5 protein-coding genes are annotated in these 16,578 nt (G+C 72.7%); all 5 read right to left on the reverse strand.

Annotated elements, in window-relative coordinates:
• The gene (locus ACEL92_RS15015; RefSeq protein ID WP_374021535.1) at positions 1 to 6,363 is read right to left on the reverse strand and encodes an SDR family NAD(P)-dependent oxidoreductase; all 6,363 of its coding nucleotides are present in this window, start codon (positions 6,361 to 6,363) and stop codon (positions 1 to 3) included.
• Positions 6,344 to 12,703 carry an SDR family NAD(P)-dependent oxidoreductase gene (locus tag ACEL92_RS15020; RefSeq protein WP_374021536.1) on the reverse strand — a complete coding sequence of 2,120 codons (6,360 nt, stop codon included), beginning with the start codon at positions 12,701 to 12,703 and terminating at the stop codon, positions 6,344 to 6,346. Before ACEL92_RS15020 ends, ACEL92_RS15015 begins: the two co-directional genes overlap by 20 nt.
• A gap of 80 nt (positions 12,704 to 12,783) precedes the next feature.
• Positions 12,784 to 13,845: a type III polyketide synthase gene (locus ACEL92_RS15025; RefSeq protein ID WP_374021537.1), complete on the reverse strand. Its 1,062-nt coding sequence runs from the start codon at positions 13,843 to 13,845 to the stop codon at positions 12,784 to 12,786.
• A 108-nt stretch (positions 13,846 to 13,953) separates the two neighbouring features.
• Entirely contained in the window at positions 13,954 to 15,372 is a 1,419-nt protein-coding gene (gene argH / locus ACEL92_RS15030; RefSeq protein WP_374021538.1) for an argininosuccinate lyase, read from the reverse strand.
• Complete coding sequence (locus ACEL92_RS15035) at positions 15,369 to 16,577, reverse strand: argininosuccinate synthase (RefSeq protein WP_374021539.1); 1,209 nt, start codon at positions 16,575 to 16,577, stop codon at positions 15,369 to 15,371. Before ACEL92_RS15035 ends, argH begins: the two co-directional genes overlap by 4 nt.
• Between the last annotated feature and the right edge of the window lies 1 nt (position 16,578).

A 16,578-nucleotide genomic window follows, 5' to 3' on the forward strand; every position in this document is an offset into this window, starting at 1 on the left:
CTAGGGGCCGATCTCTTCGTCGAGGATGGCGAAGAGCTGGCTTTCGGTGGCGGTGGCGATGTCGTCGTCGAACGGGTCGTCGGGCTGCTCCTGGTAGGTAACTTCGGGGCCGGTCAGCGTCTGCAACAGGGCTTCCAGCCGGGTGACGAGCTGAGCCTTGTCGCCGGGGCTCCAGCCGGATTGGCCGAGCAGCGCCTGCAATTCGCGCGCCACGTCGTTGAAGCGGGCCATCCGGTCGGGTGGCTCACCGGCCGTGCCGGTGGCCAGCTGGCCGTCGAGGTGCTCGGCCAGGGCCGCCGGCGTCGGGTAATCGAAGATCAGCGTCGGCGAAAGCGTCAGGCCGGTCGCGATTTTGAGCCTGTTGCGCAGCTCCACCGCGGTCAGCGAGTCGAATCCGAGATCTCCGAAAGCCTGGTCGGCGTCGACGTCCGCGGTGCTGTGCCCCAACACCGTGGCGGCGTTGCCGCACACCAGCTCGACGAGCTCGCGGCGCCGCTGCTCGGGGGTCAGGCCCTCCAGTCGCGCCCGCAGGCCGGTCAACGACACCATGTCGGTCGGGTTGAGCACCCGTCGGGCGCGGCGAGTGGCCAACTGGCTCAACAGCGGTGGCAACGTGGCGCCGCCGTGCGCCAGCGCGGCCGTATCGAGCCGGGTGGCCACGACGACGGGCGGCTCGGCCAGCAGCGCGGCGTCGAGCAGGTCGAGCGCTTGGGCGGTGGACAGCGCGGCCAGCCCGGCGCGGCTCATCCGGGCTTTGTCGCGGTCGCCGAGGTGCCGGGTCATGGCCGACGCCTCTTCCCACATCCCCCAGGCGATCGACAGGGCGGGCAGGCGGTGGGCGTGGCGGTAGGCTGCCAGCGCGTCGAGGAAGGAGTTGGCGGACGCGTAGTTGCCCTGACCCGGCGCGCCGACGATCCCCGCCATCGACGAGAACACCACGAACGCCGCCAGGTCCAAATCCTGGGTCAGCTCGTGCAGGTGCCACGCCCCGTCGACCTTGGACCGCAACACCGTGTCGATGCGCTCGGGTGTCAGGGAGGCGATCACCGCGTCGTCGAGCACCCCCGCGGCGTGAAACACGCCGCGCAGCGGGAAGCGCTTCGGCACCCGCGCCAGCAACCCCGCCACGGCGTCGCGATCTCCGACGTCGCAGGCCACCACCGACACCTCGGCGCCCGCCTCCCGCAGCTCGGCCACCAGCCCGGACATCCCGTCGGCCCGCTCACCGCTGCGGCTGACGAGCATGACGTGCCCCACCCGGTGGCGGTCGACCAGGTGGCGGGCCACGGCCGAACCCGCCATGCCGGTTCCGCCGGTGATCACGGCGGTGCCGCCGGCCAGCCCGGCCGGCCCGTCGGGCATGGTGAGCACCACCTTGCCGATGTGGCGGGCCTGGCTGACGAACCGGTAAGCCTCCGCGGCGCAACGCACGTCGAAGGTCTTGACGGGCAACGGCTTTAGAGCTCCGGCCGCGAACAGGCGCATCAGTTCGTCCGACATCTCGGCGATGCGGTCCGGGCCCGCCTCCATCAGATCGAAGGCTCGGTAATAGATCTCGGGATGGTCCGCCGGGTCGCGCAGGTCGGTCTTGCCCATTTCGATGAAGCGCCCGCCGGGGCCCAGCAACCGCAGCGACGCATCGGTGAACTCGCCGGCCAGCGAGTTCAGCACGACGTCCACACCGGCTCCGCCCGTGGCGGTGGAGAACTTCTCCTCGAACTCCAGTGTCCGCGAATCCGCGATGTGGTCGTCGTCGAGACCCATGGCGTGCAAGGTGTCCCACTTGCCGCGGCTGGCGGTCGCGAACACCTCGGCCCCCCAATGCCGGGCCAGCTGCACGGCCGCCATACCCACCCCGCCGGCGCCGGCATGCACCAGCACCCGCTCGCCGGCGCGCAGGCCACCCAAGACCGACAGCCCGTAATACGCCGTCAAGAACACCACCGGCACGCCCGCCGCCCGCGCGAACGACCAGCCCGACGGCACCCGGGTCACCAGCCGGCGATCGACCACCGCCTCCGACCCGGTCAGGCCAAAGATGCCCATCACCGCGTCGCCGACGGCCAAATCCGTGACTCCGGGGCCGATCTCGGTCACCAGTCCCGCGCCCTCGGCGCCCAGCTGCGCGGCGCCCGGGTACATGCCCAGCGCCACCAACACGTCGCGGAAGTTCACCCCGGCCGCGGCGACCGCCACCCGCACCCGACCGGCGCCGACCTCGTCCGGCGGCCCCGACTGCACTGCCAGGTCCTCCAGCGTCCCGGCGTCGCCGGCCGCCAGCCGCCACACCGACGGCGGCTCGGGCAACGGCAACAGGGGGTGCGGCTTGAGCGGCTGCAGCCGTGCGCCGTAGGCGGCGCCCGCGCGAACCGCCAATTGCGGTTCGCCGCAAGCGATGACGGAACCGAGATCGAGCGAACCGTCGGAGTCGACCAGCACCGCCCGGCCGGGATGCTCGGCCTGCGCCGAGCGCACCAGTCCCCACACCGCGGCGCCGGCCAGGTCCGAGACCTCCTCGGCGGGCAGCGCGACCGCGCCGCGGGTCAGCACCACCAACGGGCCGGCGTCCTCAGCCCTGGACTGCAGCACGCCCAACGCCTCATGGGTGGCGGCGTAGACCGATGCGAGGACCCCGCCGGCGTTCGAGGGCGGCCGCCACACCTCGGGAGCGGGTCCATCGGCGTTGTCGGCCAACGCGATTGGGGACCACACCGCCTCCAGGAGTTCGCCGCCGCCGGAGCGGGCCGCCGCGGCCGCCGCCAGCTGCGCGGCCGAGACGGGCCGCGTCACCAGCTCCCGCACCGACAGCACCGGCAAGCCCGACGAATCGGCCATCTCCACCGACACGGCGCCTCTACCTACCGGCGCCAGCCGCACCCGGACCCGCGACGCGCCGGCCGCGTACAGGCACACCCCCTGCCACGAGAACGGCAACACGGTCTCGGCGTCCCCGTCGGCCACGCCCAGGGCGTGCAGGGCCGCGTCCAGCACCACCGGATGGATTCCGAAGCCGCCCACCGTGACGGCGGCCTGCTGCGGCGCCTCGACCTCGGCGAAGATCTCGGCCCCCCGCCGCCACACCTTCCGCAGGCCGCGGAAGGACGGGCCGTAGCCGTAGCCGCGGTCGGCCAGATCGTCGTAGGCACCGGTCACATCGACCGCCGTGGCGCCGACGGGCGGCCACACCGACAGGTCCGCGTCCGGCGTGGGCGAGCCTTCGCTCACCACCCCTTGAGCGTGCAAGGTCCAGTCCGGACCGGCCTGCGAATAGACCGCCACCGCACGGGATCCGGTCTCACCGGGGGCGTCCACCACCACCTGCACCCGCACCGCGCCGGCCGGCAGCGGCAACGGCGCCGACAGCGTCAGCTCCTCGATCACCGGGCAGCCGACCTCGTCGCCGGCCCGCAGCACCAGCTCGACGAACCCCGCACCCGGGAACAACACCGTCTGAGTCACCGCGTGATCGGCCAGCCACGGCTGGGCGGCCGTCGACAGCCGGCCCGTCAACACCACACCGCCCGAATCGGGCCGCGGGACCACGGCGCCCAACAGGGCGTGCTCGGCGCCGGTCAACCCCAGGCCCGCGGTGTCGCGGCCGCCCACCGCCTCCGGCGACAGCCAAAACCGGCGCCGCTGAAAGGCATACGTCGGCAGGTCGACGCGGCGCGCGGTCAGGCCGGCGAACGCGGCGGCCCAGTCCACCTCGGCGCCGGAGACGAACAGCTGCCCGGCCGCCAGCAGCAGCGAATCGATTTCGGGACGGTCCTTGGCCATCGACACCGCCGCAACGGCCGGCTCCGCCGCCAGGGACTGCTCCGCCGCGGCCGTCAGCGCCGCGCCCGGGCCCACCTCCACGAAGGCGCCGGCGCCCAGCGATTCGGCCAGCCGCACGCCGTCGACGAACCGCACCGGCCGGCGCACATGCTCGACCCAGTAGTCGGCGGAGCCGTATCCGGGGCCGGCCAATTGCCCGGTCACGTTGGACACCAGGTCGATTCGCGGCGCGCCCGGCGACACCCCGGCCAGCACCGCGGCGAACTCCTCGACCATGGGCTCCATCAACGCTGAGTGGAAGGCGTGCGAGACGGCCAGCCGTCGCACCCGTCGGCCGCAATCCGCCAGCCGATCCGCCACCGTCGTCACCGCGGTCCGCTCGCCCGAAAGCACCACCGCATCGGGGCCGTTGACCGCCGCGAGGCTCACCTCGCCGTTCAGCAGCGGCGCGACCTCGGCCTCGGTGGCGCTCACCGCGACCATCACCCCGCCGGCCGGCAGCGCCGCCATCAACCGCCCGCGGGCCGCCACCACCCGCGCCGCGTCCGGCAACGACAGCACGCCGGCCACGCAGGCCGCCGCGATCTCCCCCACCGAGTGGCCGATCACCAGATCGGGGGTCACCCCCCACGACCGCCACAGCGCCGCCAAGGCGACCTCGAGGACGAACAGCGCCGGCTGGGCGAACTCCGTGTTCTCCAACAGGTCCGGGTCGCCGCCCCACATCACGTCGCGCAGCGGTAGCCGCGCGTGGCCATCCACCGCCGCCACGGCCTCGTCGAAGGCCTGCGCGAACGCCGGGAAGCGTTGGTACAGCTCGCGTCCCATCCCGAGGCGCTGCGAGCCCTGGCCGGGGAACACGAACACGCGCTTACCGGTCGCGCGGGTCCGCCCGACCACGACACCCGGGCCGGGCGCCCCGGACGCCACCCCGGCCAGCCCCGCCATCAGGGTGTCCCGGTCACCGCCCACCAGCACGACGCGGTGATCCAGGGCAGCCCGGGTGGTGGCCAGCGACCAGCCGACATCCAGCGCCCGCAGAGCGGGCTGGGCGTCCAGATAGGCCGAGAGCCGCCCCGCTTGCGCGGCCAGCGCCTCGGCCGACCGGGCCGACACCACCCACGGCGTCACCGCGTCGGGTTGATCATGCTGAGCCGCAAGGGTTTCCGGCTCCGCGGGCGGCTGTTCGACGATGACGTGCGCGTTGGTCCCGCTGATGCCGAACGACGACACGCCCGCGCGCCGCTGCCCGTCCCGCGCCGGATCGCATGGCCAGGGCCGGGGTTCGGTCAGCACCGACACCGCGCCCGCCGACCAATCCACGTGCGGCGACGGCACATCCACGTGCAGCGTCTTGGGCATCACCCCGTGCCGCATGGCCTGCACCATCTTGATCACGCCGGCCACCCCCGCCGCGGCCGAGGTATGCCCGATGTTCGATTTGATCGATCCCAGCCACAGCGGCCGATCCGCCGGCCGGTCCTGCCCGTAGGTCGCCAGCAGGGCCTGGGCCTCGATCGGATCGCCCAAAACCGTTCCCGTGCCGTGGCCTTCGACCACGTCGACGTCCGCCGCGGTCAACCCGGCGTCGGCCAGCGCCGCCCGGATCACCCGCTGCTGTGACGGCCCGTTCGGTGCGGTCAGCCCGTTGGAGGCGCCGTCTTGGTTCACCGCCGAACCGCGCAGCACCGCGACCACCGGATGCCCCAGCCGTCGCGCGTCGGCCAGCCGCTCCAGCACCAGCACGCCCGCGCCTTCCGACCACGACGTGCCGTCCGCGGCACCGGCGTACACCTTGCACCGGCCGTCGGGGGCCAGCGCCCGCTGCCGGCTGAACTCCACGAACGCGGCGGGGGTGGCCATCACCGTCACGCCACCGGCCAGCGCCAGGTCACACTCCCCGGAGCGCAGCGACTGCGCCGCCAGGTGCATGGCCACCAACGACGACGAACACGCCGTATCGATCGACACCGCGGGGCCTTCCAGCCCCAGCACGTAGGACACCCGCCCCGAGGTCACGCTCAGGGTCGAACCGGTCAGCCCGTAGCCCTCCAGCTCACCCTTCACCTCGCCGCCGTAGCCGGCGTGGATGACGCCGGCGAACACGCCGGTCGCCGAGCCGCGCAAAGCCAGCGGGTCAATCCCCGCCCGCTCCAACGCTTCCCAAGAGATCTCCAACATCAACCGCTGCTGGGGATCCATCGCCAAGGCCTCGCTGGGTCCCACCCCGAAGAATCCGGCGTCGAAGTCCGCGGCGTCGCGCAGGAAGCTGCCCTGGCGGGTGTACATCTTCCCCGCCGCGTCGGGATCCGGGTCGTAGAGTCCCTCGACATCCCAGCCGCGATCCGCCGGGAAGTCCGACACCGTGTCGCGGCCGTCGTTCACCAGCTCCCACAGGGCCTCCGGCGAATCGACCCCGCCGGCGTACCGGCAGGCCATGCCCACCACCGCGATCGGTTCGGACAGCTTGCCTTCCAGCTCCGAGACGCGTCGCCGCGCCCGCCGCAGATCGGCCGTCAGGCGTTTCAGGTAGTCGACGTGCTGCGTGGTGTCGGGCATCGCGGTCTCAGCGGCCGAGTTCTTCATCGAGGATGGCAAAGAGTTGGCTTTCGGTGGCGGCGTCGAGGTCGGCGTCGAGGCCCTCGGGGTCGAGGGGATCGGCGGGGCCCAGGGCGGCGAGCAGATTGTGCAGCCGCGCCCGCAGCGCCGACTTGTCGGATGGCTCCCAGTCGGGCCGGGTGAGCAGCGCCTGCAATTCGCGGGTGATATCGGTGAAGCGGGCCATCAGGTCCGGCTGGTCGCCGGCCTGGCCGGCGGACAGGTGGCGGTCGAGGTGTTCGGCGAGGGCCGCCGGTGTGGGGTAGTCGAAGATCAACGTCGGCGAAAGGGTAAGACCCGTCGCCGTTTTCAGCCGGTTGCGCAGTTCGACGGCGGTCAGCGAATCGAAGCCGAGATCCCCGAACGCGCGGCCCGCGTCGATGTCGGCGGGGTTGGGCAGGCCGAGCACGGTCGCCGCGTTGGCGCGGACCAGGTCGGTCAGCTCACGCCGGCGCGCCTCGGGCGTCAGGCCGTGCAGGCGCGCGGTGAGACCGGTCAACAGCGCGGTCGTGTCGACATCGTCGACGACGCGGCGGGTGGTGCGGGCGGCCAGCTCGCTCAGCAGCGGTGGCAGCGCGGCGGCGTTGTCGGACAGGGCGACCCGATCCAGGCGGGCGGCCATCAGCACCGGGGCTTCGAGCAGCATCGCGGCGTCGAAGGATTCCAGCGCCTGTCGGGTGGACAGCGGCGCGATGCCGAGCCGGCTCATCCGGGCCTTGTCGCGCTCCCCGAGGTGCGCCGTCATCGCCGAGGCTTGCTCCCACAGGCCCCAGGCCAGCGACAGGCCCGCGAGCCCGTGCGCCCGCCGGTGGGCGACCAGGCCGTCGAGGAAGCTGTTGGCCGCCGCGTAGTTGGCTTGGCCCGGGGTGCCGACGATCCCGGCCATCGACGAGAACACCACGAACGCCGACAGATCCTTCTCCCGGGTCAGCTCGTGCAGGTGCCAGGCGCCGTCGACCTTGGCCCGCAACACTGCATCCACCCGATCCGGGGTCAGCGAGGCGATCAACCCGTCGTCGAGGACGCCGGCCGCGTGCACCACGCCGCGCAGCGGATGCTGCGCGGGAATCTGCGCCAGCATCGCCGCGACCGCGTCGCGGTCCGCGACGTCGCAGGCCACCACCGACACGCCGGCGCCGGCCTCCCGCAGCCGGTCCACCAACTCCGCGACCCCCGGGGCCGCGGCGCCGGCCCGGCTGGCCAGCATGACGTGCCCGACGCGATAGCGGTCGACGAGGTGGCGGGCCAGCGCCGAACCGGCCATGCCGGTACCGCCGGTGATCACCACGCTGCCGCCGGCCAGCCCGCCACAGCCACTGAGCACGGCGCCGGGCCCGGCCGGGAGGGTCAGCGCGACCTTGCCGATGTGGCGGGCCTGGCTGACGAACCGGTACGCCGCCGAAGCGCAGCGGACGTCGAAGGTCTTGAGCGGCAACGGTGTCACCGCTCCATCCCGCAGCAGTTCCACGATCTGGGCCAGCATCGCCGCGGTGCGGTCGGGTCCGGCCTCCAGCAGGTCGAAGGCGCGGTACTGCGCGCCTCGATGTTGTTCGGCGACGACGCGCGGGTCGCGGACGTCGGTCTTGCCCATCTCGATGAACCGCCCGCCGGGGGCCAACAACCGCAGCGACGCGTCGGTGAACTCACCGGCCAGGGAGTTGAGCACCACGTCGATCCCGGCCCCGCCGGTCGCCGCCGAGAATTTCTCCTCGAAGCCCAGCGCCCGCGAATCGCCGATGTGGTCGTCGTCGAATCCGATGGCACGCAATGTGTCCCACTTGCCGCGGCTCGCCGTCGCGAATACCTCCGCACCCCAGTGCCGCGCCAGCTGGACCGCGGCCATGCCGACCCCGCCGGTGGCGGCGTGCACCAGCACCCGCTCGCCGGCGCGCAGCCCGGCCAGCACCGACAACCCGTAGAGCGCGGTCAGGAACACCACCGGCACCCCCGCGGCCGTGACCAGCGACCAGCCCTGCGGCACCGGCGTGACCAGTCGCCGGTCGACCACCGCCTCGGAGCCGACCACGCCCAGCAGCCCCATCACCGCGTCGCCGACCGCCAGTCCCTCGACGCCCGGACCGACCTCGACGACCACGCCGGCGCCCTCGGCCCCCAACTGGCCGCCGCCCGGATACATGCCCAAGGCCACCAACACATCCCGGAAGTTCACGCCGACCGCGGCCACCGCCACCCGGATCTGCCCGGCCTCCAGTTCCGCCCGCGGGCACGGGCCCACGACCAGGTCCTCCAGCGTGCCCGCGCCGCCCGCGTCCAGCCGCCACCCCCCGGGCGGCAGCCGCAGCACCGATCCGCCGCGCGCCGGCCGCATCCGGGCGGCGTAGGCCACGCCCGCGCGGACCACCACTTGCGGTTCGCCGCAGCTGATCACGGCGCGCGCGTCCAACGATCCGTCGGAGTCGATCAGCACCACCCGGCCCGGCTGCTCGGCCTGCGCCGACCGCACCAGGCCCCAGACCGCCGCACCGGACAGGTCCGCCACGTCCTCACCGGCGAGCGCGACCGCCCCGCGGGTCTGCACCGCCAGCGTCGCGGACTCGGGATCGGCCAACCACGATTGCAAAACGCCCAGCGCCTCGGTGGTGGCGGCGTGCACCGACCGGACCGGATCGGAGCCGTGCCCGCCGGGCTCCCACAGCTTCGCGTCGGAGTCCTTGTCGCTCAACGCTATCGGTGACCACGCCACTTCGAAGAGGCCATCGGGGGACGTGGCCGCCGCGGCCAACTGCCCGGCCGACACCGGGCGCATCGCCAGCGAGCGCACCGACAACACCGGCAGCCCCGATCCGTCGGCCAATTCCACCGACACCGCACCGGCGCCGGACGGCGCTATCCGGACCCGGGCCCGCGAGGCGCCTGCCGCGTGCAGCGTCACCCCCTCCCAGGAGAACGGCAGCAGGGTTTGCCCCTGTTCGCCGGCGACGCCGATCGCGTGCAGCGCCGCGTCCAGCAACACCGGATGTATGCCGAAGCCGCCGTCCTGCGCGCCGGCGCCCTCCGGCACGGTGACGTCGGCGAAAATCTCGTCACCGCGCCGCCACATCGCGCGCAGGCCGCGGAAGGACGGGCCGTACTCGTAGCCGCGGTCCGCCAGCCGTGCGTAGGCGTCGGCCACGTCCACGGGCGCCGCACCCGCCGGCGGCCACACCGACAGGTCGGCGGACGGCGCCACCGCCGCCGGGCGCACCGAGCCGTGCGCGTGCAGCACCCACTCCGATTGCGCGACAGCCGAATACAGCGACAGCTCGCGCTGCCCCGACTCGGCGGCGGCGCCGACCACCACCTGCACCTGCACGCCGTCCGTCGCCGGCAGCGCCAGCGGGGCCGACAACGTCAGCTCCTCGAGCACCCCGCACCCGACCTCGTCGCCGGCGCGGATGGCCAGCTCCACGAACGCCGCACCGGGGAACAGCACCGTGCCGCCCACCGCATGGTCGGCCAGCCACGGCTGGGCGGCGGTCGACAGCCGGCCGGTCAGCACCACCCCGCCGGAATCGGGCCGCGCCACCACCGCGCCCAGCAGCGCGTGCCGGGCGCCCGCCAGGCCCAGGGCGGTCACGTCGCCCGATCCGGTGGAGCCGCCCGGCAGCCAGAAGCGCTGCCGCACAAAGCCATACGTGGGCAGATCGACGCGCCGACCGCCCAGACCGGCGATGGCCGCGCGCCAGTCCACGGCCACGCCCGCCACATGGGCTTGGCCCGCTGAGAGCCAGAACCGCTGCAGCGACCCGTCGTCGCGGCCCAGTGAGGGAACCACCAACGCGCCGGCGCCGCAGTCGGACACGGTGTCTTCGACGGCGGCCAGCAGCACCGGGTGCGGGCTGGATTCGACGAACACCCCGTATCCGGCGCCACACGCTCCGCGCACCGCGCGCTCGAACTGGACCGTCTGCCGGATGCTGCGGTACCAGTAGTCGGCGTTCAGGCCCGCGGTGTCCAGCAGTTCGCCGGTCACGGTGGAGAACAACGCGACCGAGGACGATCGCGGCTCGATGCCGGCCAGCGCGCCGGCCAGCGCCGGGCGAATCGCGTCCACGTGCCGGGAGTGCGAGGCGTAGTCCACGTCGATCCTGCGGGCCCGCACGCCGTCGGCCGCGCAGCGGATCATCAACTCGTCGAGGGCGCCCACCTCGCCGGACACCACCACCGCGGAAACACCGTTGACGGCGGCCACATTCAACCGTTCGCCCCAGCCGGCGATCAATTCCTCGGCCCGGGCCAGCCCGCAGGCCAGCGACACCATGCCGCCCGCACCGGACAATTCCACCAGCAGCCGGCTGCGCAGCGCCACCACCCTGGCCGCGTCCTCCAGGGACAGCGCCCCGGCCACGTACGCCGCCGCGATCTCGCCCTGGGAATGACCGATCACCGCGTCGGGGACGACGCCCACCGAGCGCCACAACTCTGCCAGCGACACCATCACCGCCCACAGCGCCGGCTGCACCACGTCCACCCGGTCCAACCCGGGCGCGCCGGGCGCGCCGCGGATGACGTCGACGAGCGACCAGTCGACGTGTTCGGCGAGCGCCTTCTCGCAGCGCTGCAGGTGATCGGCGAAAACGGCTGAACTGTCCAACAATTCGGCTCCCATGCCGACCCACTGCGACCCCTGCCCGGGAAACACGAACACGGTCTTGCCGAGCGGCTGCGCCCGGCCCACCGCCGCGCCCGCACCGGGCGCGCCGGCCGCCACGTCGGCCAGCCCCGCGATCAGGCGCTCGCGGTCGGCGCCGACCAGGACCGCCCGGTGCTCGAACAGCGACCGCGTCGACACCAAGGACCAGGCCACGTCGACCACCCGCAGACCCGGGTCGTCGTTGAGCCGCGCCAGGAGCCGGGACGCCTGGTTGGCCAGCGCGTCGGCCGATCGGGCCGACAGTACCCACGGCGCGGTGGCGTCATCGCCCGCCGGCACAGCGCTTTCCGGCGGCGGCTGCTCCACGATGACGTGCGCGTTGGTGCCGCTGATCCCGAAGGACGACACTCCGGCGCGGCGGGGCCGGTCCTGCGCCGGCCAGTCCCGCGCCTCGGTCAGCAGCGACACCGCCCCCGCCGACCAATCCACATGCGGCGTAGGCACATCCACGTGCAACGTCTTCGGCATCACCCCGTGGCGGATCGCCTGCACCATCTTGATCACCCCGCCGGCGCCCGCCGCCGCCGACGTGTGACCCATGTTGGACTTGATCGACCCCAGCCACAGCGGCCGGTCCGCCGGCCGGTCCTGCCCGTACGTCGCCAAAACCGCTTGCGCCTCAATCGGATCCCCGAGGGTGGTGCCCGTCCCGTGTCCCTCCACCAGGTCCACGTCCGCCGCCCGCAGGCGCGCGTCGGCCAGCGCGGCGCGGATCACCCGTTGCTGCGACGGCCCGTTCGGCGTCGCGAGCCCGTTCGAGGCCCCGTCCTGGTTCACCGCCGACCCCCGCAGCAGCGCCAGCACCGGATGCCCCAACCGCCGCGCGTCGGACAACCGCTCCAGCACCAGCACGCCGACGCCCTCGGAGAAACCGGTGCCGTCGGCGGCGCCCGCGTACGCCTTGCACCGCCCGTCGGCGGCCAGCGCCCGCTGCCGGCTGAACTCGATGAACATCGCCGGCGTCGCCATCACCGTCACGCCGCCGGCCAGCGCCAGGTCGCACTCGCCGGCGCGCAGCGATCGGGCCGCCAGGTGCATGGCCACCAACGACGACGAACAGGCCGTGTCGACGGAAATGGCCGGCCCCTGTAGGCCCAGCTCGTAGGCCACCCGGCCCGACGCCACGCTCAACGTCGAACCGCGCAGCCCGTAGCGCTCCAGGTGGCCCGGCACCCGGCCCTGACCGCCGTACGAGCCGTGGAAGATGCCGGCGAACACGCCCGTCGGCGAACCGCGCAACTCGGCGGGGTCAATGCCGGCCCGCTCCAATGCTTCCCACGACACCTCCAGCAACAGGCGTTGCTGCGGGTCCATCGCCAGCGCCTCGCTGGGCGCGATGGAAAAGAACGCGGCGTCGAAATCCGCCACGTCGGCCAAAAAGCCCCCGCAACGGGCATAGGACTTGCCCACCGCGTCGGGGTCGGAATCGAACAGGCCCGCCAGGTTCCAGCCCCGGTCGGCCGGGAACTCCGACACCACATCGCGGCCCTCGACCACCATCTGCCACAGCGCCTCCGGGGAGTCCACGCCGCCCGGATACCGGCACCCCATTCCCACCACCGCGACGGGTTCGGTTGCCGCGGCGAGGTATTCGCGGGCCTGCCGCTTCAGCCGCTCGTTTTCCTTCAGGGAAGCGCGCAGGGCCTTGACGAGCTCCTCGGGGTCGGCGCTCATGAGCGGCCCGGGCCGGAGGGCCGGCTCGTCGGCCGGTCCATCGCGAAATCTCTTAACGGCACAAGAAGCAACGCCTTAGGTCAGTGCCAGCGCAGCAACACGAGTTCGGAACAGAATCCCGGGCCCATCGCGATCATCAGGCCGGGGCTTCCGCCGGGTGGCGGCTTGGCCAGGGTGTCGCGCAGCACGTGCAACACCGAGGCCGACGAGAGATTGCCGATCTCGCCCAGCGACCGCCAGGTCAGTTCCAGTGCGTCCGGCGCCAGGCTCAGGCTGGCGTTGATCGCGTCGATGATCTTCGGGCCGCCGGGGTGGCTGACCCAGGCGCCGATGTCGGTCGTCGTCAGCCCGTGCGCGCCGAGGAACCCGGTGACGTCCCGCTCGATGTGCTCCTCGACCACCTGGGCCAGGTCCTTCGCGAGGACGAGCTCGAAGCCGGCGGCGCCGACGTCGTAGCCCATGGTGCGCAGCGAATCGGGGTAGAGCGTGCTGCGCGAGTCCAGAATGCTGGGCCCGCAGGCGGCGACCTTTTCGGCGCGCCGCTCGCCAACGGCGACCACCGCGCCCGCCCCGTCGGCGAACAGCGCGCTGCCCACCAGGCCCGGCAGCGACGGCTTGTACCCCGGATAGGTCAACGAGCACAGCTCGACCGAGATCAGGGCCGCCGCGGCGTCGGGCGCCCCGCGCAGGTAGTCGTTCAACCGGGCCACGCCCGCGGCGCCGGCCACGCAGCCCAGGCCGAACAGCGGCACCCGGCGCACGTCGTCACGCAGCCCCAGGCGCCCGGCGATCCGGGCGTCCAGGGACGGCACCGCCAGGCCGGTGACCGTCGTCGTGATCAGCACGTCCAGGTCCTGCGGCCGCAGGCCGGCCTCGTCGAGGGCGCCCGAGAGGGCTTCGCAGCCGAGGTCGACGGCGTTTTCGATGAAGATGCGGTTCGCCGCGCCGAAGTCGGTCAGGGTGGGATACCGCTCCAGCGGCAGCACCAGGTGGCGGCTGTTGACCTTGGCGCTGGCGTGCAACTGCCGGACGATGTCTTCGTAACCCTCGAAGTCGGGGATGCTGACGAAGAAGTCGGTGAGCTCGCGCTGGGAATAGCGGTACGGCGGCAAGGCACCGAACACGCCGGCGACGACGCTCATTGGTCCCACCCCTTGGTGACGAAGTTTCGGCTCGACAAGTTCAGCCGCATCGCTTGAGCGGGGATTGTAGTCCGGTTCAAATGTGCCGGCGCGGTTATCCGCGTCATCTCATTCGCTGCCGCCGAGCCGCGCTTTGAGCTGCTCACACTCGGCCAGGACGGCTTGGAGCTGCTCGGCGACCCTGGCGGGGGCGGTCCCGCCCCGCCGGTCGCGCGAGGCCACCGAGCCCTCGACGGTCAACACCTCGCGGACCTCGGGTGTCAGCTCGGGGCTGATGGCGGCCAGTTCGTCGTCGGTGAGTTCGTCGAGCCCGACGGCGCGTGCCTCGGCGGCGCGCACGGCGGCCCCGGCGGCCTCGTGCGCGGACCGGAACGGCACGCCACGCCGGACCAGCCATTCGGCGATGTCGGTGGCCAGTGTGTACCCGGCGGGGGCCAGCGCGGCCATCCGGTCGACGTCGAAGGTCAGGCTGGCCACCAGCCCGGCCATCGCCGGCAGCACCAGCTCCAGCTGGGCCACCGAGTCGAAGACCGGCTCCTTGTCCTCCTGCAGGTCGCGGTTGTAGGCCAGCGGCTGGGCCTTCAGCGTCGCCAGCAGCCCGGCCAGGTTTCCGATCAGCCGCCCGGACTTGCCGCGGGCCAGCTCGGCGATGTCGGGGTTCTTTTTCTGCGGCATGATCGAGCTGCCGGTGGACCACGAGTCGTGCAGGGCGACGTAGCCGAATTCCGTCGAGCTCCACAGGATGATGTCCTCGGCCAGCCGCGAGGTGTCCACCGCGATCATCGCGAAGACGAACGCGGCCTCCGCGGCGAAATCCCGGGCCGCGGTCGCGTCGATGGAATTGTCCGCGGCCTCGGCGAAACCCAGCTTCGCGGCGATGGCGTCCGGGTCCAGCCCCAGCGACGAGCCGGCCAGCGCCCCGGACCCGTACGGGGAGACCGCGGCGCGCTTGTCGAAGTCCACGATGCGGTCGACGTCGCGCAGCAGCGGGTGCGCGTGGGCGAGCAGGTGGTGGGCCAGCAGGACCGGCTGGGCGGACTGCAGGTGTGTCTTGCCCGGCATGATCGCGGTCGGGTGCGCGCCGGCCTGGGCGGCGAGCGCGGCCACCAGCTCCAGGACCGCGTCGGCGACCCGGCGCACCGCGTCGCGCAGCCACATCCGGAACAGCGTGGCCACCTGGTCGTTGCGCGACCGCCCGGCCCGCAGCCGGCCGCCCAGGTCGGGCCCGACCCGGTCGATCAGCCCGCGCTCCAGCGCGGCGTGCACGTCCTCGTCGGTCACCAGCGGCTTGAAGCTGCCGTCGGCCACGTCCTGCGCGAGGCTATCCAGCCCGGCCAGCAGCCCGTCGCGCTGTTCGGCGGTGAGCAGCCCGGCGTGGAACAGGATCACGGTGTGGGCGCGCGAGGCGACGATGTCGTAGGGGGCCAGCACCCAGTCGAAGTGGGTGGACTTGCTCAGGGCGGCCAGCGCGTCCGACGGGCCGTCGGCGAACCGGCCGCCCCACAGCGAGCCCTCGCGGGTGCTCACGCTTCGTCGGCCGCCAGGTCCCGGCGTGACGCGATCTTGGACGACAACCCGTGCACATAGACGAAACCCTTCGCGGCCGACTGGTCGAAGGAGTCGCCCTCGTCGTAGGTGGCCAGGTTGAAGTCGTAGAGCGACTGCGCGCTGCGCCGGCCGTTGACGGCGATGTGCCCGCCGTGCAACACCATCCGGATCTCGCCGGTGACGTGCTCCTGTGTCTTGTCGACGAAGGCTTCCAGCGCGGCCTTCAGCGGCGAGTACCACAGCCCGTCGTAGACCAGCTCGGCCCAACGCTGGTCGGTGTGCCGCTTGAAGCGGCCCAGTTCGCGCTCCAGCGTGACGTGCTCGAGCTCGGTGTGGGCGGTGATCAGCACCATCGCTCCGGGGGCCTCGTAGATCTCGCGGCTCTTGATGCCCACCAGCCGGTCCTCGACCACGTCGAGCCGCCCCACGCCCTGGCTGCCGGCGCGGCGGTTGAGCTCCTCGATGGCGGCCAGCACCGACACCGGTTTGCCGTCGATGGACACCGGGACGCCGCGCTCGAACCCGACGATCACCTCGTCGGGGGTGTTCCAGTTGATCGTGGGGTCTTCGGTGTAGGCGTAGATGTCCTTGGTGGGCGCGTTCCAAAGGTGTTCCAGGAAACCGGTTTCCACCGCGCGGCCCCACACGTTCTGGTCGATGGAGAACGGCGAGCGCTTGGTCACGTTGATCGGGATGGCGTTCTCCTCGGCGAACGCGATCGCCTTCTCCCGGGTCCAGGCGTAGTCGCGGACCGGCGCCAGCACCTCCAAATCCGGTGCCAGCGAAGCGAATCCGACCTCGAACCGGACCTGGTCGTTGCCCTTGCCGGTGCAGCCGTGCGCGACGGTGGTGCCGCCGTGCTCGCGGGCGGCCGCCACCAGGTGCTTGGCGATCAGCGGCCGGCTGATGGCCGACACCAGCGGGTAGCGGTCCATGTACAGCGCGTTGTTCATGATGGTGGGCAGGCAGTAGCCCTCGGCGAACTCGTCGCGCGCGTCGACGACGACGGCCTCCACCGCGCCGCAGTCCAGGGCGCGCTGGCGGACGACCTCCATGTCCTCGCCGCCCTGGCCGAGGTCGATCGCCACCGCAACCACCTCGCGGCCGGTCTCCTTGCCGATCCAGCTGATCGCGACCGACGTGTCCAGCCCGCCGGAGTACGCCAGGATGACGCGATCTGACATG

Source organism: Mycobacterium hainanense, assembly GCF_041890355.1.
GTDB lineage: Bacteria > Actinomycetota > Actinomycetes > Mycobacteriales > Mycobacteriaceae > Mycobacterium > Mycobacterium hainanense.

Bases quoted from the DNA above. Each gene is read 5' to 3' on its own strand.
- ACEL92_RS15015 (WP_374021535.1), bottom strand. From the start codon at position 6,363: ATGAAGAACTCGGCCGCTGAGACCGCGATGCCCGACACCACGCAGCAC.
- ACEL92_RS15035 (WP_374021539.1), bottom strand. From the start codon at position 16,577: ATGTCAGATCGCGTCATCCTGGCGTACTCCGGCGGGCTGGACACGTCG.
- ACEL92_RS15025 (WP_374021537.1), bottom strand. From the start codon at position 13,845: ATGAGCGTCGTCGCCGGCGTGTTCGGTGCCTTGCCGCCGTACCGCTAT.
- ACEL92_RS15020 (WP_374021536.1), bottom strand. From the start codon at position 12,703: ATGAGCGCCGACCCCGAGGAGCTCGTCAAGGCCCTGCGCGCTTCCCTG.